This window comes from Sphingomonas tagetis, from assembly GCF_024211275.1.
GTDB lineage: Bacteria > Pseudomonadota > Alphaproteobacteria > Sphingomonadales > Sphingomonadaceae > Sphingomonas > Sphingomonas tagetis.
Window position 1 is genome coordinate 71,171 of the sequence record NZ_JAMLDX010000006.1, and the last position, 25,108, is coordinate 96,278.

The window sequence follows — 25,108 nt, forward strand, 5'->3', positions numbered from 1 at the left end:
TCACTGATGATCCAGCATCCCCAGGATGCGTTTCGCGATCACGTTGTTCTGCACTTCGGTCGATCCGCCATAGATCGTCGTCGCCTTGCCGAAGAGCCATGCGCGCACGCTGTGTAACTCGTCCTCGCCATAGCCCTCGCCTTCCCAGCCAAGCCCCTGCATGCCGCGGATCTCGATGATCAGCTCGGCGCGTTCCTGCCCCAGTTTCGTGCCCACCGTCTTGAGAATCGACGACACTTCCGACACGCCGCCCACCGCCTTGCTCTCGGCCAGCACGCGCAGCGCGGTCAGCTGGAATACGCGCCAGTCCATCTCCCATTTGGCGATGCGCGCACGCAGCTCGGCATCGGCGATGCGGCCCTCGCCATCCACGCCGGCATAGTGTTTGGCCATGTCGGCCAGTGACGGCCCGGCCATGCGGAACGCAGAACCGCCGCCCGACAAATTGGTGCGCTCGTGCTGGAGCAGCCGCTTGCCGATCGTCCAGCCCTGCCCCTCCTCGCCGACGCGGTTGGTCTTGGGCACCTTCACATCGGTGAAGAAGGTCTCGCAAAAGGGCGACATGCCGCTGATCATGCGGATCGGCTTCACCTCGACCCCGGGCGAGTCCATGTCGATCAGCAGGAAGGTGATCCCGCCCTGCTTCTGGTTCTTGTCGGTGCGGACCAGGCAAAAGCATTTGTCGGCCCATTGCCCGCCGCTGGTCCAAGTCTTTTGCCCGTTGACGACATAATGATCGCCGCGATCCTCGGCGAAGCATTGCAGATTGGCGAGGTCGCTCCCCGCGTTCGGCTCGGAATAGCCCTGGCACCAGCGCACCTCGCCGCGCGCGATCGCGGGGATGTGCTCGAGCTTCTGTTCCTCGCTGCCATATTCCAGCAGCGTCGGGCCGAACATCATCACGCCCATGCCGCCGATCGGGTTCCACGCGCCCGCACGCGCCATTTCCTCGGCGAGTATCTTCGCCTGCTCGCGGCTGAGCCCGCCGCCGCCATAGGCCGAGGGCCAGGTCGGCACGCCCCAGCCTTTCGCGCCCATCGCCTTGCGCCATGCGGCCTGCTCGGGCGTTTCCGCCGTCGGCCCCTCGACCGCCGACATCGCATTGTCCTTGCCCTTGAGCGAGGGCGGGAAGTTGGCGGCGAGGAACGCGCGCACCTCGTCACGGAACGCGTCCACCGCCGTTTCGGCCACCGGGTCTGCCAGAGTCGCCATTGCCGCTCCCATCAGCGCTGCCATGTTCAGATCTGTTTCGAAGATGCGGTATGGCGACACGCCCGTCAAGAGGGGGACGAGATCGCACGAGACGCGGCCGTTTCGGCGCGCTATTCAGGCGTGTGAAGGGGGCCGTCATGACATTCGCACACCGCGCCGTTCCGATCGCGCTGCTCGCGGTCCTGATCGACTCGATCGGCTTCGGCATCGTCCTGCCGGTGCTGCCGACGCTGATCGTCGAGCTGACCGGACAGAACCTCGCAGACGCGACGCGCACCGGCGGGATGCTGCTGATCGTGTTCGCGGTCGCACATTTCTTCGCCGGACCGATCCTCGGCAATCTCGGCGACCGCTATGGGCGGCGGCCGGTGCTGCTGGCGGCGATGCTGATCTTCGCGTGCGACTATGCGCTGATGGCATTCGCGCCGACCATCGCCTGGCTGTTCGCCGGGCGGCTGATCGCGGGCATCGCCGGTGCGGTGTACGGTCCGGCCAACGCCGTGCTCGCCGACGTCACCCCGCCGGAGAAGCGCGGCGCGACCTTCGGCCTGATGGGCGCGGCGTTCGGCATCGGCTTCATCATCGGCCCGGCGATCGGCGGCCTGCTCGGCGATCTCGGCCCGCGCGTGCCGTTCATGGCTGCAGCCGGCCTCGCGGCGTTCAACGCGACCTGGATCTTCTTCGCGCTGCCCGAGAGCCTCAAGCCCGAGAACCGCCGGGCGTTCGAATGGAAGCGTGCCAACCCGCTCGGCGCCTTCGCGCCGCTGTTCGGGCTCAAGGGCGCGCTGCCGCTGCTCGCGGTGGTGTTCATCTGGCAGCTCGCGCATCAGGTCTATCCCGCCACCTGGGCCTTTTACGCCGAGATCGCGCACAACTGGGGGCCGCGCGAGATCGGCTGGTCGCTGGCGGCGTCGGGCGTGACGATGGCGGTGGCGCAGATCTTCATCACCGGCCGCGCGATCGCCGCGCTGGGCGAGGTGCGCACGGTGATGATCGGGCTGTCGGTCGGCGCGCTGGTCTATGCCGGCTATGCCTTCGCCGACAAGGGCTGGCAGGTCTATGCGCTGATCGGGTTCGGTGCGTTGCAGGCGCTGGCCTATCCCTCGCTCAACGCGCTGCTCAGCCGCATGGTCGACGCGTCGAATCAGGGCGCGTTGCAGGGCGGGATGGCGAGCATCGCCAGCATCGCCGCGATCCTCGGGCCACTGAGCCTCACTCAGACGTTGGCGGCGGGCGCGGAGAATGGCTTCCCCGGGGCTGCCTTCCTGCTGGCGTCCGCGCTGACGCTCGTCGCGGTGGTGATCGTCGTCACGTTTCTCGCGCGGCATCATCCGCCCGCGCATGCGCCGGTTGCGGAACGGTCCGGCGATCCCATCTAGCGCGCTCCTGCTCTGGAGATGCGCGACGATGATCGACCTGCACTACTGGCCGACCCCCAATGGCCACAAGATCACGATGTTCCTGGAGGAAGCCGGTCTCCCCTACACCATCCATGCCGTGAACATCGGCCAGGGCGACCAGTTCAAACCCGACTTCCTCAAGATCGCGCCCAACAACCGCATGCCGGCGATTATCGACAATGAACCCGCGGATGGCGGCGAGCCGATCAGCGTGTTCGAGAGCGGCGCGATCCTGCTCTACCTCGCGGGCAAGACCGGCAAATTCTTCGGTCCTTCCGAGCGCGACCAGATCGTGCAGACGGAATGGCTGATGTGGCAGATGGGCGGGCTTGGCCCGATGGCGGGACAGAACCATCATTTCAACCGCTACGCGCCGGAGCAAATCCCCTACGCGCAGAAGCGCTACACCGACGAGACCAACCGGCTCTATGGCGTGCTCGACCGGCAGCTCGCGGGCAAGCCGTTCGTTGCGGGCGAAGCGTATTCGATCGCCGACATGGCGATCTATCCGTGGATCGTGCCGCACGAAGCGCAGGGCCAGAACCTCGCCGACTTTCCGCATGTCCAGCGCTGGTTCGAGGCGGTGAAGGCGCGGCCGGCGACGGTGCGCGCCTATGCCAGGGGCGAGGAAATCCGCCCGAGCAACGCGCAGATGACCGATGCGGACAAGAAGGTGCTGTTCGGGCAGACGGCGGCGAGCAGAGCTACCGGCTGAGACTGCTTTCGCGCACGGGCGGGCCCGATGACGGGTCCTGCCCGACCGCCGCTCCCGCATAGGGCTTGCCATCGACGGTCAGCGGCTGACACATCGACCGCTCCCTGACGTCGGCGACGACTTGTTCGCGCTTCGTCTTGTTGGTCCATGCCACAGAATAATCGTTGGCGATTCCGCTGTGCTGGACGGCTGCGAGGATCTGCGCGACCTTGATCCCGTTGAGCCGCGCGCGGTGGTCGAGCCGCTCGATATCGGTCGCGACCTGAGTCAGCATGTCTTCCGAAATCGGGCCGGGTGAGCGCTGGATCACGCGCAGCGACGCCCACAGCTCCTGCTCGTCGGCGACGCCCGACGTATATTCCTCGATCATCGGATAGGTCATCGTCAGCGTGGTGCGCAGCTTGGGATTGAGGTCGAGCATGACGTCGGTGCTCGACGCCAGCCGCCACGCGGCCAATTCGACCGTGCGGAACGGGGTCTGGCCGATCGCGCCGATCTCCGGCAGCTTGCGCGTGCGGCGCGCCTCGCGGATCAGCCCGGCGAGCGTTGCGATACGGCGCTCGACGCAGGGCTGCATCAGCTGCCGCTCGTCGAACACGCCGGCGTTGCGCGCGAGCTCGGCGTTGATCGCCTCGGTCGTCTCCGCCGCCCACAGCCGGGCGCGAACCCATTCCGCCGCCTCGCCGATGCCCAGCGCGATCAGCACGCCCAGCACGACGCTGCCCGCCTCGCGCACGAACTTGCCGAGGCGAGTCTCGCGGTCGAATTTCTCTTTCAGCCGGCGCGGTGTGCGGGCGGGCGGCGGATCGTTCGGCTCGTTCGGCCCGAAAACCACATCCACGCCGAATCCGCCCCCCGCTTGCATCACTTCGCCTCGAAGACTAAAGGGCCGCGACTTTCCCGCAACATCCAAATACAGGAGCCGCACGGCCATGGCCGCGAACCGGACCTTTTCGATCATCAAGCCCGACGCCACCCGCCGCAACCTGACCGGCGCGGTCACCAAGATGCTGGAGGAGGCCGGCCTGCGCGTCGTCGCTTCGAAGCGCATCCAGATGACCCGCGAGCAGGCCGAGGGCTTCTATGCGGTGCACAAGGAGCGCCCCTTCTTCGGCGAGCTGGTCGAGTTCATGATCTCCGGCCCGGTCGTGGTCCAGGTGCTCGAGGGCGAGAACGCCGTGCAGCGCAACCGTGACATCATGGGCGCGACCAACCCGGCGAACGCCGATGCCGGCACGATCCGCAAGGAACTGGCCGAATCGATCGAGGCGAACTCGGTCCACGGGTCGGACTCGGACGAGAATGCCGCGATCGAGATCGCGTTCTTCTTCAAGCCGGAAGAAATCGTTGGCTGAACTGGCCGCCGCGCCGAGCTGACAAAGGCCTCGCTCCGACCGGAGCGGGGCCTTTTCTTTTGCGGCGGAACTATCCGATGCAGCCAATGTTACAGCTCCGTTACATCAAGGAGCATATCATGGCTGACTATCGCACCACGGACACGGTCGTGGAAAAGAAGCGTGGCGCCGGGACGACCATTGCGATCGTACTGGTCGCGATCGCCGTCATCGTCGGCCTGTTGTTCGCGACCGGCTTCTGGAGCGCCGACGTGAAGGAAGAAGGCGCGTTGCCCGAAGTATCGGTCAAGGGTGGCGAATTGCCGTCGGTCGATCTCGACTCGAAGGAAGTCGTCGTCGGCACCACGAACGCGGAAATCGACGTTCCCAAGGTCAAGACCGAGAAAGAGACGGTCAAGGTCCCGACGGTCGGGGTGAAGGACAATGGCGAAGAATAACCCGGCAGGCTGAGATCACTGGATCCTCGCCTCGGCGGGGGTCCAGTGTGGCAAGCGGCCTACCGCCGCGGCAGCACGATCGTCGCGCTCAGGCCGCCGCCTTCACGGTTGGCTAGGCTGATATCCCCGCCCGCCTCACGCACGATGGCGCGCGCCAATGTCAGCCCCAGCCCGACGCCGCCGGTCGAACGGTTGCGTGAGGCATCGAGCCGCGTGAAGGGATCGAACACCGCGGCGATCTGATCGGGCGCGATGCCGGGGCCGCGGTCGGCGACCTCGATCCGCACGCTCGCACCGTCGGGCTTGAGCGTGACCTCCCCGCCGCCGCCATATTTGACGGCATTCTCGATCAAATTGCGCACAGCCCGCCGCATCAGCGCCGGCCGCAGCCGCATGATCAACCGCTGTCCATCCTCATAATCGACCGCATGGCCAAGCTCGCGAAAATCGTCGACCACCGCGTCGATCAGCGCCGACAGGTCGGTCTCGGTCGGCGGCTCGCTCGGACGGCCGAGCCGCGCCAGCGACAATATGTCGTCGAGCGTGCGGTTCATCTCGTCGATCGTGTCCGCCATGCGCGCGCGGTCCTCGTCATCCTCGACCGACTCGATCCGCACCCGCAACGCGGCGAGCGGCGTGCGCAGGTCGTGCCCGATCGCGCCGAGCATCTGGTCCTTTTCATCCAGCATCGCGGTGACGCGGCTGCTCATGAGGTTATAGGCGGCGATCACCGCGCGCACGTCGCCCGGACCGCGCTCCTCAATCGGCTCGCTCGGGGCGGACGGGTGGAATTCGCGCGCGGCGGTGGCGAGCTTGCGCAGCGGGCGGCCGACGCGGCTGCCGACCCACAGCACCGGGATCAGCACCGCGGCATAGAGGATCAGCGTCTGCGCGATCAGCCGCCAGATCAGGTCGCCATCGCCGCGCGGCCAGCCCGAGGTCATCACCAGCCAGCCGCGCCCGGGAATCTCGACCGCGACCTGTAATTCGGCGCCGAGCCGCTTCATGCGGTCGGCCCGCTGCGGATTCATCCTGGCGAAGCGCGGGTCGGTGGGCGAGATCGGCCTGACGCCGGTGACGATGCGGCCGACCGGCAGGTTCGCCTCGCGCATCGCCTGGCGAATGCCGTCCTCGACATCGACACGGTGCGGCAGACCGGGCGGCACCGGGTTGTTCGCTTCCAGCCGCAGCCGGCCTTTCCAGCGTTCGCGCCCGTCGCGTTCCTCCGGCGGATCGCGGAAGCGGCCGTCGCGCAGCCGCTCGGCACCATCGACGACGCGGGTGATCGCCGGGGCGGTGACCTGGGTGAACTGACCCTGGCGGCGCTCGCGCAAGATCAGCGCGAAGTTGATCGCCTGCGCCACGAACAGCGCCAGCGCCACGAGCAGCGCGATCTGGCCGGTGAGGCTCTTGGGAGCGAAGCGCGGGATCACAGCTTGGTGACGTCGCTCGCGAGCGTGTAGCCGCCGCCCCATACCGTCTTGATCAGCGTCGGATTCCTGGCGTCCGGCTCGATCTTCTTGCGCAGCCGGCTGACCTGGTTGTCGATCGCTCGGTCGAACGCCGCCGCCTCACGGCCCTGCGTCAGGTCGAGCAGTTGGTCGCGCGTCAGCACCGCGCGCGGGCGCATCACCAGCGCGAGCAGGAGGTTGTATTCGCCGGTCGAGAGCGGCACCGACACGCCGTCGCGATCGACCAGCGCGCGCTCGCCGGTCTTGAGCACCCAGCCCGAGAAGGCATAGCTGCCGCTCTCGGGCGCATGCTGGCGCGTGCCGCCGGCCTGCATCCGGCGCAGCACGACCTTGATACGGGCGGCGAGCTCGCGCGGACTGAACGGCTTCACGACATAATCGTCGGCACCCATTTCAAGGCCGATGATGCGGTCGGTCTCCTCGCTGCGCGCGGTGAGCAGGATGACGGGGGTCTCGCTGGTCGCACGGATGTGGCGGCACAGGCTCAGGCCATCCTCGCCCGGCATCATGATGTCGAGCACGATCAGGTCGATGGCATAGGCCGACAGCCGCGCACGCGCCGCCTCGGCATCGCCTACCTGCGTCACGCGGAACCCCTGTTTGGTGAGGTACTGCGCGAGCGGCTCGCGGATCGAGCGCTCGTCATCGACGAGCAGGAGGTGCGGCGTGTCGGTGGTCATGTCCATCGCGGTAGCAGATTCGGTTGAGGCGGAAAGTGCCGGGCGGGCACGGAGGAGGTCGGCCCGCCCGGCGGTTCCGCTTACTTGGCCCCGGGGGCGGGGGCCTGCGCAGGCGGAGCCATGCGCTGGGGACGATCGGCGCGGTCGAGCTTGCCGTCCTTGTTGGCGTCCATGCGAGCGAAGCGCTGCGCGGCGGCGGCGTCATATTCAGCACGGCTGATCGCGCCATCCTTGTTGACGTCGGCCATCATGGCGAGGCGCATGCCCTGCATGCCGCGTCCGCCGCGCATGCCGAAGCGTCCGCCGCCCCGGCCGCGGCCATCGCGAAAGCCACGGCCTTCACCGGCCTCGATCGCGCCGTCGCTGTCGGCATCGATGCGCGCGAAGCGGGCTTCAGCGGCAGCGCGGCTCTCGGCGCGGCTGATCAGGCCATCGCCATTGGTATCCACGCGGGCGAGCATCCGCTCACCCATGCCGGCGCCGCCGCCACGGCCACCGCGGCGGCCTTCGAAGCCGGCGCGCATCTTGTCGCGGCCAGCCTGGCGCTCGGTGGCGCTGAGCTGCCCGTCCTTGTTAGTGTCGGCAGCGTCGAAGCGGGCGTCAGCGCGCGCCAGCATCTCCGCCTTGGTCAGCGGCGCCTTGGGCGGCAATGCGGTTTCGGTCTGCATCGCGACGGCGACGCCTGCGGTCAGCATCGCGCCGATCGCGGTAGCGGTGAGGAATTTCTTCATGACGGGCTCCTGTCAGACAATAAGGTCAGTCGACGGGGGCCGTCGCTGCTGTGTGCCCTTCTGGCGGCCGCCTGTCGCGATGCTATGTCAATTCGCGGGAAAAGTGTCGCAAATTGTCGCGCCGCTTTTCGCGGAGCCGCTCAGCCAAAAATCGCGACGCGTTTTTGCGAGGCTCAGCCAAAAATCGCGACCCGTTTTTGCGAGGCTCAGCCAAAAATGGCGACGCTTTTTTGGAGGCTCAGCCAAAAATGGCGACGCTTTTTGGAGGCTCAGCCAAAAATGGCGACGCCTTGCATCCCCTCCGCCACCAGCACGCCGTCCGCGTCCCACATCCGCATCCGCTGGCTCGAATAGCCGTTCTGCGCCGTCTCGGTCGCGGCGTGGAGCAGCCACCAGCCGTCGCGCGTCACGGGGCGGGGCTTCAGCACGTTGACCTGCCAGGTCAGCGACGAGAGTGGCGTCATCTTCTCGAACAGCTTGAATGCGGCCGGCGGCAAGGCGTCGCCCATCGCCATCAGCTCGATCTCGGGGTCGAGCCCGGCAAGTTCGATCAGCCGCCCCCAGCGCAGCCACTCGCTCGGCCCCGCCGCATCCCTGAGGTCGAGGAAATTGAAGTTGCCGGTGAAAAACTCCGGCGGACCGGTATAGAGATTGGCATCAGCGGCGGGCGGCGCATGGTCCGCACGCGGCGCCGCGTCGAGCGCCACCTTCGACTCGAGCGCAGTCATGAACACGAAGATCGCGCGAAAGCCGAGCCCCGCGTCCGACACGATGTCCGCCTGCACGAACGCGGCATTGCGCCCGCGCCGCAAGCGCGTTGCGGTCACGCTCACCGCACCCGCCAGCGGGCCGATGAACGCGATCTGCGCCGAGCGCAGCGGCGGCAGGTCGGCCTCGACCTGCTTCGCCGCCGCCAGCGCCAGCGCCGAGGACAAGCCGCCATAGGCCGTGCGGCCCTGCAGCCAGTTGAGCGGGATTTGCGTGGTGAAGCCGGTGGCGGTGCGCGATGCCGTCGCCAGCAGGCCGGTCAGCGAGGTCATTCCACCATTCCCACTTCTCGATTCGAAGTGATTGCTAAGCGGATACGACCGGTTTCGCCATACGCAAAATTCTAAAGCGGATCAGGCAGCCTGTGACCAGCGGCCATTCTCGTCCTGCTTCCAGTAGCGCCGCTCGACGCCTTCGCGATCGGCCAGCGCCTTCCATGCCGCGCGCGCGTCGACGATCTTCTCGGCGTCGAAGAAGTGGAAGGCGCGGTCGAAACCCAGCGCCTCCTCGCGCCACACCCCGTCGATCAGCGCGACGAAGCGCGCGCCGTTAGCGGGCTCGACACCCTCGCCGATCAGCACCGGCTGGATCGCATCGTCCCCCGCACCGGCTTGCGCATGCGGCAGGAAGCTGTCGGCCTGCCAGGTCCATAGCGACGCGTCGATCTGGCGGCGCTGGCGCTCCTCGCCCGAGACGACGAGCAGCCGCCCGCCGCCGTCCACCACCTTCACCGCGATGCCGGGCAAGGCGCGCTCGACCGGCGTCACGGTGAGATGGTAGAAATCGACTTGCATTTATCCCCTCCCGCAAGCGGTCGGCGTGGCGACTTAACCTTCGAAATTGTCGCGGACGAAGCGGTCGAGCAGACGCACCCCATAGCCGGTCGCGCCCTTGTCATAGGTGCTGCCGGGCTTGTCCGCCCACACCATGCCGGCAATGTCGAGATGCGCCCAGCGCACGCCGGGCTCGACGAAGCGCTGGATGAACTGCGCCGCGGTGATAGATCCGGCGCCGCGCGGGCCGACATTCTTCATGTCGGCGATCGGGCTGTCGATCAGCTTGTTATAGGCGTCGCCGAGCGGGAAGCGCCACAGCAGGTCGCCGGTCGCGCGGCCCGCCGCAAGCAGCTCCTCGGCGAGGCCATCGTCATTGGCGAACAGCCCGCCATGCTCGCTGCCCAGGCTGATGATCATCGCGCCCGTCAGCGTCGCGAGATCGACGATCGTCTTGGGCGCGAAGGTCTTCTGCGTCCAGGTGATCGCGTCGCACAGCACCAGCCGCCCCTCGGCGTCGGTGTTGATCACCTCGATCGTCTGGCCCGACATCGAGGTGACGACGTCCCCGGGGCGCTGCGCATTGCCGTCGGGCATGTTCTCGACCAGCCCGCACACGCCGACGACATTGGCCTTGGCCTTGCGCGTGGCGAGCGCCTTCATCGCGCCGGCCACCGCGCCCGCGCCGCCCATGTCCCACTTCATGTCTTCCATCCCGGCGGCCGGCTTGATCGAGATGCCGCCGGTGTCGAAGGTCACGCCCTTGCCGACGAAGGCCACGTCGATGTCGCCCGCACCCTTGCCGTTCCAGCGCATCGCGAGGATGCGGCCTTCCTTGACCGAACCCTGCGCAACGCCGAGCAGCGCGCCCATGCCGAGCTTTTCCATCGCCGCGCGGTCGAGCACGGTGATCTCGACGCCGAGCTCGGCGAGGTGCCGGCAGCGCTCGACGAAGCTCTCGGGATAGATGACGTTGGGCGGCTCGCTGACGAGCGTGCGCGTCAGCTCAAGCCCGCCGGTGACCGCAAGCTGCGCGTCCCACGCCGCCTCGCTGCCATTGGGCGTGCTCACCAGAACGATCTCGTCGAGCGTCGGCTTCTGCTTGTCCGAAAGCTTGGTGCGATACTGGTCGAAGCGCCAGCCGCGCTGCGCCGCCGCGGCCGCGAAGCGCGACACCGCGCGGCTGCTGGGCTGGCCGCCGAGCGAGGCGAAATCGACCGCGATGCTGGTGACGCCCGAGGTCAGGAAGCGCGCCGCCAGCGCACCGCCGGCGCGCTCGTAATCGGCCTCGCTGCCCGAACCGACCCCCACCAGCACCAGCCGGTTGGCGTGCTCGCCGCCGGGCAGGAAAATCTCGGCGATCGATGCCGCCTCGCCGTCGAACCGCCCCGCCTTGGCCGCGCCGCGCGCCAGCGCCAGCGTCGCATCGTCGAGCGTGCCCGCGGGGATGCGGCCAATCCCGTCCTTCTCGACCGGCAGCGCGAGAACGGCGGCATCGGCGGGGCGGGCGGCGGCGAATGTTACGTGCATGAAACTTCCTGTTCCTGTGGATCGTTGTCGTTCTGGTTGTCGCCCATCTAGGCGCAAGCATCGCGATCGGCAAAGGGCAGCGATTGCGAAGCCGGGCGCGCGGTGCAATAGGGCGGGTAACGGCGCGTGACGCGCGGGTTGCCGGGTCGGCGTTAAAGGGGTTTGGTTCGGACGTGACGCGCAAGGCTCTGCTGCTCGCCGGGATGCTGTCGCTCGCGCTATGCCTCGCGCCGGGCGCGATTGCCGCCGGCGCCGCGCCGCAGGATCTTCAGGACCGCGCGATCGAACCGCCGCCGCCGTCCGAAACGCCGCTGCCCGACGATCCCGACCAGATCCAGTTCTCCGCCGATACCGCCGAATATGATTCGGACGGCGACGTCGTCACGGTGAAGGGCGATGTCCGCATGTTCCGCGACGGCAACCGCCTGCGCGCCGCCCAGGTGGTGTGGAACCGCAAGACCGGCGCGGTGGTCGCGACCGGCGACATCGCGGTGACCAATCCCGAGGGCGATACCGCCTATGGCGACCGCATCGAGCTGACCGATTCGCTCAAGGACGGCGTGATCGAGAATATGCTCGTAGTGCTGGAGCAGGGCGGCCGCATCGCCGCGCAGCGCGGCACGCGCAACGCCGCGGGGGTGATCAGCGTGGACCGCGCGGCCTACACGCCGTGCGCAGTGGTCGATTCAAACAATTGCCCGAAGGAACCGTCGTGGAAGATCACGGCGGTGCGCGTCGTCTATGACCCGGCCAAGCAACGCATCCGCTACACCGGCGCGCGCGTCTCTTTGTTCGGCTTCGCGACGCTGCCGCTGCCGGTCTTCTCGCACTCGGTCGGCGCCGGCAATGCGAGCGGCCTCCTGGCACCGGACATCCGCTATGACGCGGTCAACGGGTTCGAGGTCGCGCTGCCCTATTTTTTCGCGCTCGGTCCCAATCGCGACCTGACGATCAAGCCGCATATCTTCAGCGACACGCTGCCGATGCTGCAGGGCGAATATCGCCAGCTGCTGGGCAAGGGCGCGTTCCGCGTTACCGGATACGCCACATTCAGCAGCCGGGCCGACGACTTCATCTCGCCGCAGCCGGGCGTGCCGGACCGCAGCGAGTTCCGCGGCTATCTCGACGCGACCGGCCGCTTCCAGTTCGACCCGTATTGGCAGGCGAGCGCGTCGTTCCGCCTCGCCAGCGACCGCACCTTCCTGCGCCGCTACGACATTTCGACCGACGACCGGCTGCGTAACAACATCCGCGTCGAGCGGATCGACCGCGACAGCTATCTCGCGATCAATGGCTGGGCGGTGCAGACGCTGCGCCTGACCGAGAGCCAGGGGCTTCAGCCGATCGCGCTGCCCGAGGTCGATTACCGCCGCCGCTTCGGCCAGAACTTGTTGCCGGGCGGGCGGTTCGAGCTTCAGGTCAACAGCCTCGCGCTGACGCGCACCGCCGGGCAGGACACGCAACGCGCCTTCGCCTCGTTACGCTACGACCTGCGCAAGCTGACGTCCTGGGGGCAGGAGCTGACGCTGACCGCCTATGGCCGCGGCGACCTCTACAACACCAACGACACGCTGGCGACCAGCGTGCCGAGCTATCGCGGGCTCGAAGGGTTCCGCGCGCGGGCGATCGGCGCGGTCGCGCTCGACATCAAATGGCCGCTGATCGGCGAGGCGTTCGGTGGCATCCAGCGCATCACCCCGCGCTTCCAGATCGTCGCCGCGCCGCGCGTCGAGAATCTCGACGTGCCGAACGAGGATGCGCGGTCGGTCGATCTCGAGGATTCGAACCTCTTCGCGCTCAACCGCTTCCCCGGTTACGACCGGTTCGAGGATTCGACGCGCTTCACCTTCGGCCTCGATTATGCGCTGTACCTGCCCGGCTTCTCGGTCGAGGCCAATATCGGCCAGAGCTACCGCCTGTCCTCGCGCCCCTCGCTGCTGCCTGACGGCACCGGCCTCACCGACCGCGTCTCCGACGTGGTCGGGCGAACGGTGGTGCGGTATCGCGACTTCCTGACGTTCAACCACCGTTATCGGGTCGACAAGGACAATCTCGCGATCCGCCGCAACGAGCTCGACGCGACGATCGGCTCGCGCACCACCTATGCGACGATCGGCTATCTGCGGCTCAACCGGAACATCGCCTTCGCGCTGGAGGACCTGCAGGACCGCGAGGAAGCGCGTGTCGGCGGGCGGGTGCAGGTCGCGCGCTTCTGGTCGGTGTTCGGCTCGGCGGTGATCGACCTGACCGATCGCGAGGAGGACCCGGCGTCCCTGAACAGCGGGTTCGAGCCAGTCCGCCACCGCATCGGTGTCGAATATGAGGACGACTGCCTTCGCCTCGGCCTGACCTGGAAGCGCGATTACCAGACCGCGGGCGACGCGCGGCGCGGCAACAGCTATCTGTTGACGCTGGCGCTCAAGAATTTAGGGCGTTAGTTTGATACCGCACCGGTCCGCTCCCTCACCCGGCCACCCATAATATACAGGCGTTGGGTGGCCGGGTGGGGAGCGGGCCGGTGCGGCAACTAAAAACAAGTAAGCCCCAGTTCAGGCACAATTGGCGATTAGACGCCCACATCCCCTTGTCGGGACGAGGACTCAGGTACAGGTGAAGATGACTTCGAAAGTCGCACGTTTCTGCCGTTCGGCAGTCTTGATGATCGGTATTGCAGGCAGCGCCGCGCTCGCGGCACAGACGGTCGAGGATACGGCCGTCCCCGCCGCCGCCAATCTCGACCTGCCGCAGAATCTCCAGATCTTCGGCAAGGCCGATCCGAACGTGCGCAAGCCGACCGCGATCGTGAACGGCTATGTCATCACGCGCACCGATGTCGATCAGCGCTTCAATCTGGTCGTCGGGCTGCAGGGCTTCCAGCTCAACGAGCAGGAAGCCAACCAGCTGCGCTTGCAGATCCTGCGCCAGCTGACCGACGAGACGATCCAGATTCAGGAAGCCAAGTCGAACGACATCACGATCGGCGCCGACCAGATCGACCGCAGCTTCGTCGGCCTGTCGCAGCGCTTCAAGCGCACCCCCGACGACATGCGCAAATGGCTGCGCGAAATCGGCTCGTCGGAGCGCTCGCTGCGCCGCCAGATCGAGGGCGAACTGGCATGGCAGCGCGTGATCCAGCGCAAGGTGTCGGCCTTCACCAATGTCAGCGACGAAGAGGTCAACGGCATCATCGCGCGGCTCAAGGCGGCGCAGGGCACCGAGGAATTCAACCTTCGCGAAATCTACATCTCGGCGACGCCGGAGCGGTCGGGCGAGGTGTATCGCGGCATGCAGCAGATGATCCAGCAGATGCAGCAGGGCCGCCCGTTCGAATATTTCGCGCGCTTCTCCGAAGCGACGACGCGCGCGCAGGGTGGTGACTTGGGCTGGGTGCGTTCGGCGATGCTGCCCGCACCGCTCGCGACCGCGGTCGGCCAGATGCAGGTCGGCCAGGTCGCCGGCCCGATCGAGGTGCCCGGCGGCTTCTCGGTCCTCTATCTGGTCGACAAGCGCCAGGTGCTGACCGCCGACCAGCGCGACGCGCGCCTGAGCCTTCGCCAGATCACCGTCAAGTTCGAGAGCGGCACGACTCAGGCACAGGCACAGGCCAAGGCGGCCGAGTTTGCCAAGGTGCTGCAATCGACCAATGGCTGCGGCGCGGTGGGCAAGGCGGCCGAAGCGCTCGGCGCAGACGTGGTCGATAATGACGCGGTCCGCGTGCGCGACCTGCCGCCGCAGCTTCAGGACATCGTGCTCAACCTCCAGGTCGGTCAGGCGACGCCGCCCTTCGGTTCGCCGACCGATGGCATCCGTGCGCTGGTGCTGTGCGGCCGCGACGATCCCAAGACCGCAGGCCTGCCCTCGGCCGACCAGATCCGCGAGGGCATGGAGGAACAGCGCACCAACCTTCGCGCCCAGCGCCTGCTCCGCGACCTGCGCCGCGACGCGATCGTCGAGTATCGGTAAGATTATGATCGCGCCTATTCGCCCGCTTGCTGTGGCAATGGGCGACCCGGCGGGGATCGGGCCTGAGATCGTCGCGAAGGCGTGGCGCAGCCGCGACCTGCATTCGCTCGCCCCCTTCTTCGCGGTCGGCGATCCGCGCGCGATCGAGGCGGTGTGGGACGGACCGGTCGCGCGGATCAGCGATCCCGGCGCCACCGCGGCCGCCTTTGCCGATGCGCTGCCGGTGCTGACCGTGGCCGACGCCGGGACGATCGTGCCGGGCCAGCCCGATGTCGAAGGTGCGCGCTGTGCGCTCGACAGCATGGAATTCGCGACCGGCCTCACCCGCTCGGCGGCGGCGGGCGCGCTGGTGACGGGTCCGGTGTCGAAATCGCAGCTCTACCAGATCGGTTTCACCCATCCTGGGCAGACCGAGTTCATCGCCGAGCGTTGTGGCATCTCGAAGGAGAATGCGGTGATGATGCTCGCGGGACCGACGCTGCGCGTGGTGCCGGTGACAACGCATATCCCGCTCGCCGCGGTGTGCGACGCGCTGTCGATCGAGCTGATCGTCGCCAAGGCGCGCGTGACGGCGCGCAGCCTGACCCGCAATTTCGGGATCGAATCGCCGCGCCTCGCCTTTGCCGGGCTCAATCCGCACGCCGGCGAGAGCGGCGCGATCGGGCGCGAGGAGATCGAGATCGTCGAGCCAGCCATCCGCCAGCTCCGCGCTGAGGGAATCGACGCAGTCGGCCCGTTCGCCGCCGACACGATGTTCCATCCGCGCGCGCGCGCGCTGTATGACGTGGCGATCTGCCTCTATCACGATCAGGCGCTGGTGCCGCTCAAGACGCTGCATTTCGACGAGGGCGTCAACATGACGCTGGGGCTGCCGATCGTGCGCACCTCGCCCGATCACGGCACCGCCTTCGGCATCGCCGGACAGGACCAGGCCGAGCCGGGCGCGATGATCGCGGCGATCCGAATGGCGGCGCAGGCAGCCGAGCGCCGCGCGCTGGCCGATGCCGAGATGGCCGCGGGAGCCGCGTGAGCACCCTTCCCCCGCCCAGCCTGCCGCCCCTACGCGACGTCATCAACCGGCACGGGCTCTCCGCCAACAAGGCGCTGGGGCAGAATTTCCTGTTCGACCAGCAATTGCTCGACCGTATCGCACGCGTCCCCGGCGATCTCGCGGGACAGGAAGTGTTCGAGGTCGGTCCCGGCCCCGGCGGCCTCACCCGCGCCTTGCTCAGGGCCGGGGCAAAGGTCACCGCGGTCGAGCGCGATCGCCGCTGCATTCCCGCGCTCGCTGAGCTGGCCGAGGCGTTTCCGGGCATGCTGAGCGTGATCGAGGGTGATGCGCTCGAGGTGGACGCGCCCGCGCTGTTCGCGGGCAAGCCGCACATCGCCTCCAACTTGCCCTATAATGTCGGCACCGCACTGACCGTCGGCTGGCTGTCGGCAGCGTGGGAACCGTGGTGGGCCTCGCTCACCCTCATGTTCCAGAAGGAAGTCGCCGAGCGCATCGTCGCCGTCCCCGGCACCGATGCCTATGGCCGGCTCGCCGTGCTGGCGCAGTGGCGCAGCACCGCGCGCATCGCCATGCCGGTGCACCGCAGCGCCTTCACCCCGCCGCCCAAGGTAATGTCGGCGGTGGTGCACATCGTCCCCGCCGACGAGCCTCCAGGCGTGAAGTTCAAGGTTCTGGAAAAGCTCACCGCCGCCGCGTTCGGCCAGCGCCGCAAGATGTTGCGCCAGAGCTTGAAGGCCGTGCCCGGCGCGGTCGAGGCGGCGGAAGCAGTCGGGATCGACCCGACGCGGCGCGCCGAAACGGTCAGCGTCGATGAGTTCATCACGCTCGCCCGCAAACTCTCGGCTTAGTTCTTCTTCTCTTCCGCGGTCGGCGGCGGCACGACCTGCGCGGTCGCCGTCACCGGCGGACCCTTGGCGATCGCGGCGGCAAGCTGGGTCGCGTCGGCACAGCTGTTGCCGCACAGCGTCTTCACCCGCGCGAGATTCTCCTTGGCGCGCTCGATCGCGCCCTTCTGCACCATCGCCTCGCCCTGCCCGCGCAGCGCAGCAATGTCGTTGGGCTCGAGCGTCAGCGCCTCGCGGTAGAAGCGGATCGCCTTGCCCGTCAGCCCCTGCGAACGCGCGATTTCCGCGAGCGCGATATACGCCGCGCGATTGCGCGGATCGACCGCCAGTGCGCTCTCGATCAGCCCGTTGGCGCCGTCGAGGTCGCCCGCCGCCTTCGCCGCCTTGCCGCGTTCGAGCAAGGCGACCGAGCGCGCATCGATCTGGTCGTCCGCCCGCTGGCCGTAGAGCGACGTCGAAACGCTGAGCAATGCCAGCGCAGCAGCGGCGGAAACGAGGGTGAAACGCATGAACCTCTCCAGAGTGGATTTGCGCAGGGCTATCATGCGCGCACCAGCTTCGCGACAAAAAAGCCGTCGGTCGAGTGGGACAGCGGGGTGAGGCGCATCCCCGATCCATGCGGGGTTCCCGCGGGAAGCGCAAGCGGGGCGGCTGCCCAATGCGGATGCCGGGCGAGGAACGCCGCCGCCTGATCGGCCCCTTCGGCGTCGAGTAGCGAGCAGACGATGTGGATCAGCGTGCCGCCCGGCTTGACCAAAGTGGCCGCGACATCGAGCAAGCGGGCCTGCGTCTCCACCAGCTTCGCCAGCCGCGCCGGGGTGAGCCGCCAGCGCGCCTCGGGATTGCGCCGCCAGGTGCCCGTGCCCGAGCACGGCGCATCGACCAGCACGACGTCGGCGCTGTCCGTCCAGTCGGCGAGTGGCTCCAGTTCCCGGCCGGGATTGAGCAGCCGCGTCTCGACGATCGACACTCCGGCGCGTTGGGCGCGGGGCATCAGCCGCGAGAGGCGCGTCCGGTCGGTATCGGTGGCGAGCAGCGTGCCCTGATTGGCCATCGCCGCGGCTAGCGCCAGCGTCTTGCCGCCAGCGCCAGCGCAGAGATCGATCACGCGCATCCCCGGCGCAGCACCCCCCGCGAGCGTGACGATCTGGCTGCCCGCGTCCTGCACCTCTATTCCGCCGACGCCATATGCCTCGGTCGCCTCCACTTGCGTGTCGGCGGGCAGGCGCAGCGCGTCGGGCAGGCCGGGAATGTCAGCGGCTTCGGGCAGTTCGGCACGCACTTGTGCCGGATCGGCCTTGAGCCGATTGACGCGCAGGTCGAGCGGCGCGCGGTCGAGCAAGGCGGCGGCCTGCGCGGCGTCGATGCCCGACGATGCGAGCGCATCCATCAGCCACATCGGCGCAATGCCGGCCTGCGCCACCGGTTCGCCCTCGCGGATCGCCGCGGCGCCATAGCCCGAGCCATCGAACGTCGCCGCCAGCGCAGGATCTCGGGCCGCCAGCGCCAAAAGCGCGGCGCGTCCGCTCTCGGGCCGCTCGCCGCACAGCCGGATCGCGTCATAGATCAGTCCGCGGATCGCGCGGCGGTCCTTCGACCCCGCATAGCGCCGCGCCGCAAAGCCGCGCGCGATCAGCACGTCTGCCGAGGCGCCGCCGTCCCGCGCGGCCCCGATGATCGCATCGAGCAGGTCGATCGCGGCCTGCGTCCGTGCGGCCGGCGTCATGGCTGGACCAGCGGGGGTGTTGCCGTCAGGATTGGACTGGAGATCATCGCCAACCGGCAAAGCAGAAGGGCCGCCACTTTGAAAGCAGAAAGGCCGGAAGACATGCAAAGCACCGGCCCGATCCGCGCCAGCGACTCCGGCGTGCGGCTATGGCAGATCGCGGGGTTCAAATGGGTGCATTGCCCGCGCTGCGACGGGCCGGCGCGTAGCCACGCGGGGCGTCTGGTGTGCAAATCCTGCGCCTATGCCGAAGGCGGCCCCGCGCCGAACCGGCGGCGGTTGCGCGAAGTGGTGCTGGAAAAACATCACCCCAGATGCCCCGCCCGCCAGTGCGGCGCGCCCGTACCCGCCGTCGGCCGCGTCGTGCGCGGCGGTGGATCGGAGCAGCTGATGGCGGTGGTCAGATGTCCGACCTGCGGCCAGACCAGCCAGCATCCCGCGCTCGCGCTGACCCCCGCGGAGGTCGGCCGCGGCAATCGCCGGTTCTGGAACCGCTTCTACCGCCGTGGGCCGAGCCTCTACCTGACCCGCGGCATCGGCGCGCATACGCTGGCCGTGTACAACCGGACGCATCTCGAACTGCTGGCAGCATGGCTCGGCGCGGACTTGCGCGAGCGCGGACCGGAGGCGGGGCTCACGATGATGGCGCGGCTGCCGCGCTGGATGAAGGTGGCCGGCAGTCGCGATCGGGTGATCAAGGCGCTTACCGATATCCGCGAGCAGATGGATCGCGAGGGGCTGGCGGATTAGTCCGCCCGCACGCGCTCCGTTTCGTAGCTGATCCGGATCCGCACCCACTCGCCGACCTGCGGAACGCCGCCCTCGCGCGGCGGGCGGACGCGGAACTGCCATGCCATCGCCAGCACCGCGCGGCCGATATTCGACCCGTCGGGATATTCGTCAAGCAGCGCGCAGTTATCGACGCGGAAATCGGCGACCGTGCGGCACGCGATCATGCCCCAGCCCGGCCCGCGCGCGGTCGAGAGATAACCCCGCATTTCGCTGTCATAGGGTTCGCGATACCATGCGGCGGCATAGAGCGGCTCGCCGCGCGGCCCGCGCCCTTCGACGCGCGGCGTGTCGCCCGCCACGGCGCCGAGATTGGGCGGTCCGGCGGCGCGGCGCGGGGCGGCGGGCGCGGACGGACCGCGCGGCAGCGCGCCGATGTCGGGCATGCGGCCCAGCGGGATGTTGAGAAACGGCGGCGGGGTCGGCTGCGGGTCGCGTGGCAGCGGACGCGGCTGCGGCTCTGCAGAATCAGCCGGCTGCGGCTCGGGCCGCTCGGCGGGACGCGGCGCGGTGGCAGCCGCCTTGGCCTTGGCGGGCGCTTTCTCAGTCGAGTCCGGTTCGTTCTCCGGGCTGACCCCGAACACGGTCATCGGCACCGATTCCTCGGGCGCCAGGATCGCCGGCGCCAGCGTGAGCAGCAGCAACGCCAGCATCGCCTCGACCAGCAGCGCCAGCGCGATCGCGAGCGCACGCGGGCCGAAGCGCGCGCGCAGCCGGTCGGGGAACGACAAGGAAACGGATTGAGGCGGCTCTGCCAACGACGCTGAAAACCCTGATCGGAAAGCCGGACCTCGCCATCCGGGCGAGCGCGCAGATAGGCAGGCATTGCGACGAAAACATGTCCCGCCGCGCGGCCGTGTTCAGGACCGCTCCAGCACGGCCTCCGCCACGGCGCGCTGGAGCGCGGCCTGATTGAACGGCTTGTTGAGCCGCAGCACGCGCGCGGCGTCGTCGGCCGGCGTCTCACCATAGCCTGTGGCGAGGATGATCGGCAGGCCCGGCCGGCGCTCGCGCACCGCCTCGATCAGCTGGCTGCCAGTCATGCCGGGCATCGCCTGGTCGGTGATCAGCATGCCGATCTCGGGGCGCTCATCGAGCTGGGCCAGCGCCTGCACGCCCGATTCCGCCTCGATCACCGTGTGACCCAGATCTTCGAGCAGCGCGGCGGTGTTCATCAGCACCAGCGGATCGTCATCGACCGCCAGGATCAGCAAATAGTCGCCCGTGGCGGGCTCCACATCCTCGGCGGGCAACGTGGGCCATGCCGCCTCGCTGCCCGCGACGGGCAGCCAGATATGCGCGCTGGTGCCCTCGTTCTCGACGCTTTCCAGCTCGAGCGTGCCGCCGATCTGGCGCGCGAAGCCATGAATCATCGACAGGCCGAGTCCGGTGCCTTTGCCGATGCCCTTGGTGGTGAAGAACGGCTCGGTCGCGCGGGTCAGCGTATCGGCGCTCATCCCTGTCCCGTGATCGATCACGCTCAGGCGGACATAGCGCCCCGGCGGCAGCTCGCCCTGCTGTGCAACCACTTCGCATGCCTCGGCGCGGATGCAGACGTCGCCGCCGTCCGGCATGGCGTCGCGCGCATTCACGGCGAGGTTGAGCAACGCCATTTCGAGCTGGTTGACGTCCGCGGACACCTCGGCAAGGCCCGGCGGGAAGTCGATGTCGATCTGCCATTCCGGCCCGATCGCCCGCTGAATCAACTCGCGCATACCGGTGACCAGCTGCGCCACGTCGATCCGCTCGGCCTTCAGCTCCTGCCGCCGCGCAAAGGCGAGCATGCGCTGGGTCAGCGCCGCGCCGCGCTCTGCCGCCTGCACCGAATTGTCGATCAGGCGCATGATTTGCGGGTCGTCCGGCACCCGTTTGCGGAGCAGCGCCAGGCCGCTCATGATCGCCATTAGCAGATTGTTGAAGTCATGCGCGATGCCGCCGGTCAACTGCCCGATCGCCTCGATCTTCTGCGACTGGAACAGCGCCTCGCGCGCCAACTCCAGTTCGCGCTGCGCCTCCTCGCGCTCGGTGACGTCGCGCGTGATCTTGGCGAAGCCGATCAGCTTGCCGTCATCGTCATGGATCGCATCGATCACCACGCTTGCGCGAAAGCGGCTGCCGTCCTTGCGTATGCGCCAGCCTTCGGCGAGGAAGCGGCCATGCTCGCGCGCGGTTTCCAGCGCGCGCACCGGCTCGCCGCGCTCGCGGTCCTCGGGGGCGTAGAAGGCCGAGAAGTGCCGCCCGACGATCTCGTCGGGCGCATAGCCCTTGATCCGCTCGGCACCGGCATTCCAGCTCGATACGATGCCGGTCGGGTCGAGCATGTAGATCGCATAGTCGGTGACGCCCTGCACCAGCAGGCGGAACTGGATCAGGCTCTGCTCCAGCGCGGCGGTGCGCTCGACCGCGCGCGTCTCCAGCGCAACGTTGAGCTCGCGCAGCTGCTCGGCGGTGTGGCGCAGTTCGACCGCGGTCGCGGCGCGCTCGACATGTGCCCAGCTGCGGTCGGTCACCTCGTGGATCAGCGCGATCTCCTCGGGCGTCCAGGCGTGGGGCTGGTCGTGATGCGCGGCCATCAGCGCGGTCAGCCGCCCATCCTTGACCAGCGGCATGCACACCGTCGCGCGGATGCCGATCGCCGCGAACGTCGCGGCCTCGTGCGGCGGCAGCTCGGCTTCGTTGTCGCTGATCACCAGCGGCAGCCCGGCGCTCAACTTGCCAACCGCCAGTTCGCCGAAATCGGCCAGCTGATAGTGGCCGACGATCGACGGTATCCCTTTGCGCGCCCAGTCGCCGCGAATGGTGAAGCCGTCCTGGTCCTCGTCCATATCGGCATAGGCGCAGTTGGACGCGCCAAGCTCGGCCGCGAGCATTTCGGTGGTGGCGGCGAGGATCTCGGCGGGGTCGATGCTCGACGCGGTCGTCTTGCCCAGCGCATCGAGGAAGCGCAGCCGCGCCTCGCTCTGGCGCAGCGCCTGCTCGGCCTTCACCGCGTCTGTGATCTCGAACACGATCGCCAGCACGCCGGCCGGCCGGCCGTCATCACCATAGACCGGCGAGTAATCGAGATTGAGCCACACATCCTCGAACACGCCGGTACCGGTGCGGTCGAGGCTGAGCACATGGTTGCGATAGGCGAGCGTGCCGCCGGCCAGCCCGACCTTCATGACATTGTCGTTGAAATCGGCGACCTCGGGCCATCCCTCGCGCACCTTGCTGCCGAGCAGCTTCGGGTGTCGCTCGCCGGCGAATTCCGAATAGGCGTCGTTGTAGATCATCACGCCGTCCTCGCCCCACAGCATCACCAGCGGGACAGGACAATGGACGACATAGGCAGTGATGGTGCGAAGGCTGTTGGGCCAGTTTTCGATCGGTCCGGCGGAGGTCGCGGCCCAATCGAACGCGGCGATGCGGCCGCCCATTTCGCCGCCATCCGCGAGAAATTCGTAGGACGCGTCCGGCGCCGGACGCAACGATGTTACCACGCGTGATCTTTCTGCCTCGGCGGGACCACCCCTGGCAGAGGCCCCCGCAACCCAACGCAATATGCTACAGAAGGTTGCCGGGTGTCACAAACCTTGATCCGCCTCGCTTCTGGCCATCTCCAATCCGATCAGGAACCAGCCCAGGCTGATCACGAAGCTCGACGCGACGCCATGCCAGCGCCCCAGCGCTTCGACGCCGCTCAGACCCAGTCCGACCGCGATGCCGGCCAGCACCAGTCCGGCGCTCGCCCTGCAATATTGCCCCGCACCGAGCAGCGACAGCGCCAGCAGGATCCAGCCAAGGTAGAAGGCGCCGATCGCCAGCGCCGCCCCGGTGATGAGCGGGCCGAACGGCACCGCCATGATCATGTCGAGCAAGGCGGGCGCATGGAGCGCGACGTCGCGCACCGTGAACACCTGATTATATTCGATCGAGAACAGCCCGACCGCGCCGGTCAGCGCGAGGACGAAGGCGATCGTTCCGAACATGCCGACCCGTCCGAGCCGGCTGACATGGAGGCCGACAATCCCGAACACCAGCAACAACGCGATCACGCTCGCGCAGGACTGGCGCAGCAGATAGACGTCCGACGCCGCGATCGTGGCGAACGAGCCCTTGGGCAGCATCGGCGAGACGATCAGGTTGAGCGCGAACGTCGCCACCCCCGCGACGCACAGCGCCACCCCGCAGCCGCGTGTGAACGAACCGATCATATGCCCTCCTCATGCGGAGGGCGGCCGGTCACCGGGTCGGGTAGTTCGGCGCCTCGCGCGTGATCGTCACATCATGGACGTGGCTCTCGCGCAATCCGGCGTTGGTGATGCGCACAAAGCGGCTGCGTTGCTGCAAATCCTGGATCGTCGCCGAGCCGGTATAGCCCATCGCCGCCTTGATCCCGCCGACCAGCTGGTGGATCACGTCCTTGGCCGGCCCCTTGAACGCGACCTGCCCCTCGATCCCCTCGGGGACGAGCTTCAACTGGTCCTTGATGTCGCCCTGGAAATAGCGGTCGGCCGATCCGCGCCCCATCGCGCCGACGCTGCCCATGCCGCGATAGGATTTGTACGCCCGTCCCTGATAGAGGAAGGTCTCGCCCGGCGCTTCCTCGGTCCCGGCGAGCAGCGAGCCGACCATGCAGGTCGACGCGCCCGCCGCCAGCGCCTTGGCGAGATCGCCCGAGGTGCGCAGCCCGCCATCGGCGATCACCGGCACGCCCGACTTCTGCGCCTCGTTCGCGGCGTCCATCACCGCGGTCAGCTGCGGTACCCCGACGCCCGCGACGACGCGCGTGGTGCAGATCGACCCCGGGCCGATGCCGACCTTCACACCGTCCGCGCCTGCGCCGATCAGCGCCTTGGTCGCCTCGCCCGTCGCGACATTGCCCGCGACGACCTGCACGCGGTTGGACAGCTTCTTCACCCGCTCGACCGCGCGCGCGACATCCTTGTTGTGGCCGTGCGCGGTGTCGATCACGATCAGGTCGACCTCCGCATCGACCAGTGCCTCGGTGCGCGCGAAGCCCTTGTCGCCGACCGTGGTCGCCGCCGCGACGCACAGCCGCCCGGCGCCGTCCTTGGTCGCGTTGGGATAGGTCACCGCCTTTTCGATATCCTTGACCGTGATCAGCCCGACGCAGCGATAGGCGTCGTCGACCACCAGCAATTTCTCGATCCGCCGCGCATGCAGCAGCCGCCGCGCCTCTTCCTGCCCGACGCCGACCGACACCGTCGCCAAATTCTCGCGAGTCATCAGCTCGCTGACCGGCTGGTTCGGATTCTCGGCGAAGCGCACGTCGCGGTTGGTCAGGATGCCGACCAGCTTGTCGCAGTCCTCGGTCACCGGAATGCCGCTGATCTTGTGCCGCGCCATCAGCGCCTGCGCCTCGGCCAGCGTGCCGGTGGCGCGGATCGTGATCGGGTTGACCACCATCCCGCTCTCGAAGCGCTTGACCAGCCGCACCGCTTCGACCTGCTCGTCGATCTCGAGATTGCGGTGGAGCACGCCGATACCGCCCAGCTGCGCCATGACGATCGCCATGTCCGCCTCGGTCACCGTGTCCATCGCCGAGGAGATGATCGGGATGTTGAGCGCGAGCGACTTCGTCACGAAAGTCCGCGTGTCCGCCATGCTCGGCAGCACCTCGGACTCCCCCGGGATCAGCAGGACGTCGTCGAAGGTGAGACCGAGAGGGATATCCATGGGGCGCGCCAAGTCCTG

General features: G+C 68.1%; 23 protein-coding genes. 9 read left to right on the forward strand and 14 right to left on the reverse strand.

Annotated features, from left to right (window positions below):
- Complete coding sequence (locus M9978_RS09635) at positions 1-1,212, reverse strand: acyl-CoA dehydrogenase family protein (RefSeq protein WP_254292815.1); 1,212 nt, start codon at positions 1,210-1,212, stop codon at positions 1-3.
- Between the two features lie 137 nt (positions 1,213-1,349).
- Between M9978_RS09635 and M9978_RS09640 the strand changes: the two genes are divergently transcribed.
- Both M9978_RS09640 and M9978_RS09645 read left to right on the forward strand, forming a co-directional pair.
- Positions 1,350-2,591 carry a TCR/Tet family MFS transporter gene (locus tag M9978_RS09640; protein ID WP_254292816.1) on the forward strand — a complete coding sequence of 414 codons (1,242 nt, stop codon included), beginning with the start codon at positions 1,350-1,352 and terminating at the stop codon, positions 2,589-2,591.
- Positions 2,592-2,619: 28 nt separating this feature from the next.
- Positions 2,620-3,327: a glutathione binding-like protein gene (locus tag M9978_RS09645; RefSeq protein WP_254292817.1), complete on the forward strand. Its 708-nt coding sequence runs from the start codon at positions 2,620-2,622 to the stop codon at positions 3,325-3,327.
- Here the strand turns inward: M9978_RS09645 and M9978_RS09650 are convergent.
- Complete coding sequence (locus M9978_RS09650; RefSeq protein ID WP_254292818.1) at positions 3,317-4,168, reverse strand: hypothetical protein; 852 nt, start codon at positions 4,166-4,168, stop codon at positions 3,317-3,319. The genes M9978_RS09645 and M9978_RS09650 overlap by 11 nt on opposite strands.
- A 91-nt stretch (positions 4,169-4,259) precedes the next feature.
- Between M9978_RS09650 and ndk the strand changes: the two genes are divergently transcribed.
- Together ndk and M9978_RS09660 are read left to right on the forward strand one after the other, a co-directional pair.
- The gene (ndk, locus tag M9978_RS09655; protein ID WP_254292819.1) at positions 4,260-4,682 is read left to right on the forward strand and encodes a nucleoside-diphosphate kinase; all 423 of its coding nucleotides are present in this window, start codon (positions 4,260-4,262) and stop codon (positions 4,680-4,682) included.
- 119 nt (positions 4,683-4,801) lie between these two features.
- The gene (locus M9978_RS09660; protein ID WP_254292820.1) at positions 4,802-5,119 is read left to right on the forward strand and encodes a hypothetical protein; all 318 of its coding nucleotides are present in this window, start codon (positions 4,802-4,804) and stop codon (positions 5,117-5,119) included.
- Positions 5,120-5,178: 59 nt separating this feature from the next.
- Here M9978_RS09660 and M9978_RS09665 read toward each other — a convergent pair whose 3' ends face one another.
- The 6 genes from M9978_RS09665 to M9978_RS09690 all read right to left on the reverse strand — a co-directional run bounded on the left by M9978_RS09665 (position 5,179) and on the right by M9978_RS09690 (position 11,073).
- Complete coding sequence (locus tag M9978_RS09665) at positions 5,179-6,549, reverse strand: sensor histidine kinase (RefSeq protein WP_254292982.1); 1,371 nt, start codon at positions 6,547-6,549, stop codon at positions 5,179-5,181.
- Entirely contained in the window at positions 6,549-7,271 is a 723-nt protein-coding gene (locus M9978_RS09670; protein ID WP_254292821.1) for a response regulator, read from the reverse strand. Before M9978_RS09670 ends, M9978_RS09665 begins: the two co-directional genes overlap by 1 nt.
- Before the next feature lie 80 nt (positions 7,272-7,351).
- Entirely contained in the window at positions 7,352-8,002 is a 651-nt protein-coding gene (locus M9978_RS09675) for an EF-hand domain-containing protein (RefSeq protein WP_254292822.1), read from the reverse strand.
- A 269-nt stretch (positions 8,003-8,271) separates the two neighbouring features.
- Positions 8,272-9,042 (reverse strand): thioesterase family protein, encoded by a 771-nt coding sequence (locus M9978_RS09680; RefSeq protein ID WP_254292824.1) that lies wholly within the window; start codon positions 9,040-9,042, stop codon positions 8,272-8,274.
- Between the two features lie 81 nt (positions 9,043-9,123).
- On the reverse strand, positions 9,124-9,564 hold the full coding sequence (locus M9978_RS09685; RefSeq protein ID WP_254292825.1) for a DNA polymerase III subunit chi: 441 nt from the start codon (positions 9,562-9,564) through the stop codon (positions 9,124-9,126).
- Positions 9,565-9,597: 33 nt separating this feature from the next.
- Positions 9,598-11,073 carry a leucyl aminopeptidase gene (locus M9978_RS09690; RefSeq protein WP_254292826.1) on the reverse strand — a complete coding sequence of 492 codons (1,476 nt, stop codon included), beginning with the start codon at positions 11,071-11,073 and terminating at the stop codon, positions 9,598-9,600.
- Positions 11,074-11,276: 203 nt separating this feature from the next.
- Here M9978_RS09690 and M9978_RS09695 point away from each other — a divergent pair, with 203 nt between their 5' ends.
- The 4 genes from M9978_RS09695 (at position 11,277) to rsmA (ending at position 16,896) form a co-directional block, all read left to right on the forward strand.
- A complete protein-coding gene (locus tag M9978_RS09695) occupies positions 11,277-13,511 on the forward strand; it encodes an LPS-assembly protein LptD (protein ID WP_254292983.1) in 2,235 nt (744 codons plus the stop codon).
- A gap of 220 nt (positions 13,512-13,731) precedes the next feature.
- Positions 13,732-15,036 carry a peptidylprolyl isomerase gene (locus tag M9978_RS09700; protein WP_254292827.1) on the forward strand — a complete coding sequence of 435 codons (1,305 nt, stop codon included), beginning with the start codon at positions 13,732-13,734 and terminating at the stop codon, positions 15,034-15,036.
- A 4-nt stretch (positions 15,037-15,040) separates the two neighbouring features.
- Positions 15,041-16,066 (forward strand): 4-hydroxythreonine-4-phosphate dehydrogenase PdxA, encoded by a 1,026-nt coding sequence (pdxA, locus tag M9978_RS09705; RefSeq protein WP_302053908.1) that lies wholly within the window; start codon positions 15,041-15,043, stop codon positions 16,064-16,066.
- The gene (gene rsmA / locus M9978_RS09710) at positions 16,063-16,896 is read left to right on the forward strand and encodes a 16S rRNA (adenine(1518)-N(6)/adenine(1519)-N(6))-dimethyltransferase RsmA (protein WP_254292833.1); all 834 of its coding nucleotides are present in this window, start codon (positions 16,063-16,065) and stop codon (positions 16,894-16,896) included. The genes pdxA and rsmA overlap by 4 nt, the downstream gene beginning before the upstream one ends.
- Here rsmA and M9978_RS09715 read toward each other — a convergent pair.
- Positions 16,893-17,402, reverse strand: a complete 510-nt coding sequence (locus M9978_RS09715) for a tetratricopeptide repeat protein (protein ID WP_254292834.1) — start codon at positions 17,400-17,402, stop codon at positions 16,893-16,895. The two genes, rsmA and M9978_RS09715, sit on opposite strands and share 4 nt — an antisense overlap.
- Before the next feature lie 32 nt (positions 17,403-17,434).
- Positions 17,435-18,619 carry an RsmB/NOP family class I SAM-dependent RNA methyltransferase gene (locus tag M9978_RS09720; protein ID WP_254292835.1) on the reverse strand — a complete coding sequence of 395 codons (1,185 nt, stop codon included), beginning with the start codon at positions 18,617-18,619 and terminating at the stop codon, positions 17,435-17,437.
- A gap of 102 nt (positions 18,620-18,721) precedes the next feature.
- Between M9978_RS09720 and M9978_RS09725 the strand changes: the two genes are divergently transcribed.
- Positions 18,722-19,369, forward strand: a complete 648-nt coding sequence (locus M9978_RS09725) for a hypothetical protein (protein WP_254292836.1) — start codon at positions 18,722-18,724, stop codon at positions 19,367-19,369.
- On the opposite strand, the gene M9978_RS09730 is transcribed toward M9978_RS09725, so the two are convergent.
- The 4 genes from M9978_RS09730 to guaB form a co-directional block, all read right to left on the reverse strand.
- Positions 19,366-20,139 carry a hypothetical protein gene (locus M9978_RS09730; RefSeq protein WP_254292837.1) on the reverse strand — a complete coding sequence of 258 codons (774 nt, stop codon included), beginning with the start codon at positions 20,137-20,139 and terminating at the stop codon, positions 19,366-19,368. The two genes, M9978_RS09725 and M9978_RS09730, sit on opposite strands and share 4 nt — an antisense overlap.
- A gap of 129 nt (positions 20,140-20,268) precedes the next feature.
- Positions 20,269-22,890, reverse strand: a complete 2,622-nt coding sequence (locus tag M9978_RS09735; protein WP_254292838.1) for a PAS domain S-box protein — start codon at positions 22,888-22,890, stop codon at positions 20,269-20,271.
- An 84-nt stretch (positions 22,891-22,974) separates the two neighbouring features.
- On the reverse strand, positions 22,975-23,604 hold the full coding sequence (locus M9978_RS09740) for a hypothetical protein (protein WP_254292839.1): 630 nt from the start codon (positions 23,602-23,604) through the stop codon (positions 22,975-22,977).
- Between the two features lie 28 nt (positions 23,605-23,632).
- The gene (guaB, locus tag M9978_RS09745; protein WP_254292840.1) at positions 23,633-25,090 is read right to left on the reverse strand and encodes an IMP dehydrogenase; all 1,458 of its coding nucleotides are present in this window, start codon (positions 25,088-25,090) and stop codon (positions 23,633-23,635) included.
- Positions 25,091-25,108 lie beyond the last annotated feature (18 nt).

Excerpts from the sequence above, each read along its gene's own strand:
- M9978_RS09645 (WP_254292817.1), top strand. The coding sequence starts at position 2,620 with ATGATCGACCTGCACTACTGGCCGACCCCCAATGGCCACAAGATCACG.
- M9978_RS09635 (WP_254292815.1), bottom strand. The coding sequence starts at position 1,212 with ATGGCGACTCTGGCAGACCCGGTGGCCGAAACGGCGGTGGACGCGTTC.
- ndk (WP_254292819.1), top strand. The coding sequence starts at position 4,260 with ATGGCCGCGAACCGGACCTTTTCGATCATCAAGCCCGACGCCACCCGC.
- pdxA (WP_302053908.1), top strand. The coding sequence starts at position 15,041 with ATGATCGCGCCTATTCGCCCGCTTGCTGTGGCAATGGGCGACCCGGCG.
- M9978_RS09690 (WP_254292826.1), bottom strand. The coding sequence starts at position 11,073 with ATGCACGTAACATTCGCCGCCGCCCGCCCCGCCGATGCCGCCGTTCTC.
- M9978_RS09720 (WP_254292835.1), bottom strand. The coding sequence starts at position 18,619 with ATGACGCCGGCCGCACGGACGCAGGCCGCGATCGACCTGCTCGATGCG.
- M9978_RS09695 (WP_254292983.1), top strand. The coding sequence starts at position 11,277 with ATGCTGTCGCTCGCGCTATGCCTCGCGCCGGGCGCGATTGCCGCCGGC.
- M9978_RS09740 (WP_254292839.1), bottom strand. The coding sequence starts at position 23,604 with ATGATCGGTTCGTTCACACGCGGCTGCGGGGTGGCGCTGTGCGTCGCG.
- M9978_RS09670 (WP_254292821.1), bottom strand. The coding sequence starts at position 7,271 with ATGACCACCGACACGCCGCACCTCCTGCTCGTCGATGACGAGCGCTCG.
- guaB (WP_254292840.1), bottom strand. The coding sequence starts at position 25,090 with ATGGATATCCCTCTCGGTCTCACCTTCGACGACGTCCTGCTGATCCCG.
- M9978_RS09715 (WP_254292834.1), bottom strand. The coding sequence starts at position 17,402 with ATGCGTTTCACCCTCGTTTCCGCCGCTGCTGCGCTGGCATTGCTCAGC.
- M9978_RS09680 (WP_254292824.1), bottom strand. The coding sequence starts at position 9,042 with ATGACCTCGCTGACCGGCCTGCTGGCGACGGCATCGCGCACCGCCACC.
- M9978_RS09685 (WP_254292825.1), bottom strand. The coding sequence starts at position 9,564 with ATGCAAGTCGATTTCTACCATCTCACCGTGACGCCGGTCGAGCGCGCC.
- M9978_RS09660 (WP_254292820.1), top strand. The coding sequence starts at position 4,802 with ATGGCTGACTATCGCACCACGGACACGGTCGTGGAAAAGAAGCGTGGC.
- M9978_RS09640 (WP_254292816.1), top strand. The coding sequence starts at position 1,350 with ATGACATTCGCACACCGCGCCGTTCCGATCGCGCTGCTCGCGGTCCTG.
- M9978_RS09725 (WP_254292836.1), top strand. The coding sequence starts at position 18,722 with ATGCAAAGCACCGGCCCGATCCGCGCCAGCGACTCCGGCGTGCGGCTA.
- M9978_RS09700 (WP_254292827.1), top strand. The coding sequence starts at position 13,732 with ATGATCGGTATTGCAGGCAGCGCCGCGCTCGCGGCACAGACGGTCGAG.
- M9978_RS09675 (WP_254292822.1), bottom strand. The coding sequence starts at position 8,002 with ATGAAGAAATTCCTCACCGCTACCGCGATCGGCGCGATGCTGACCGCA.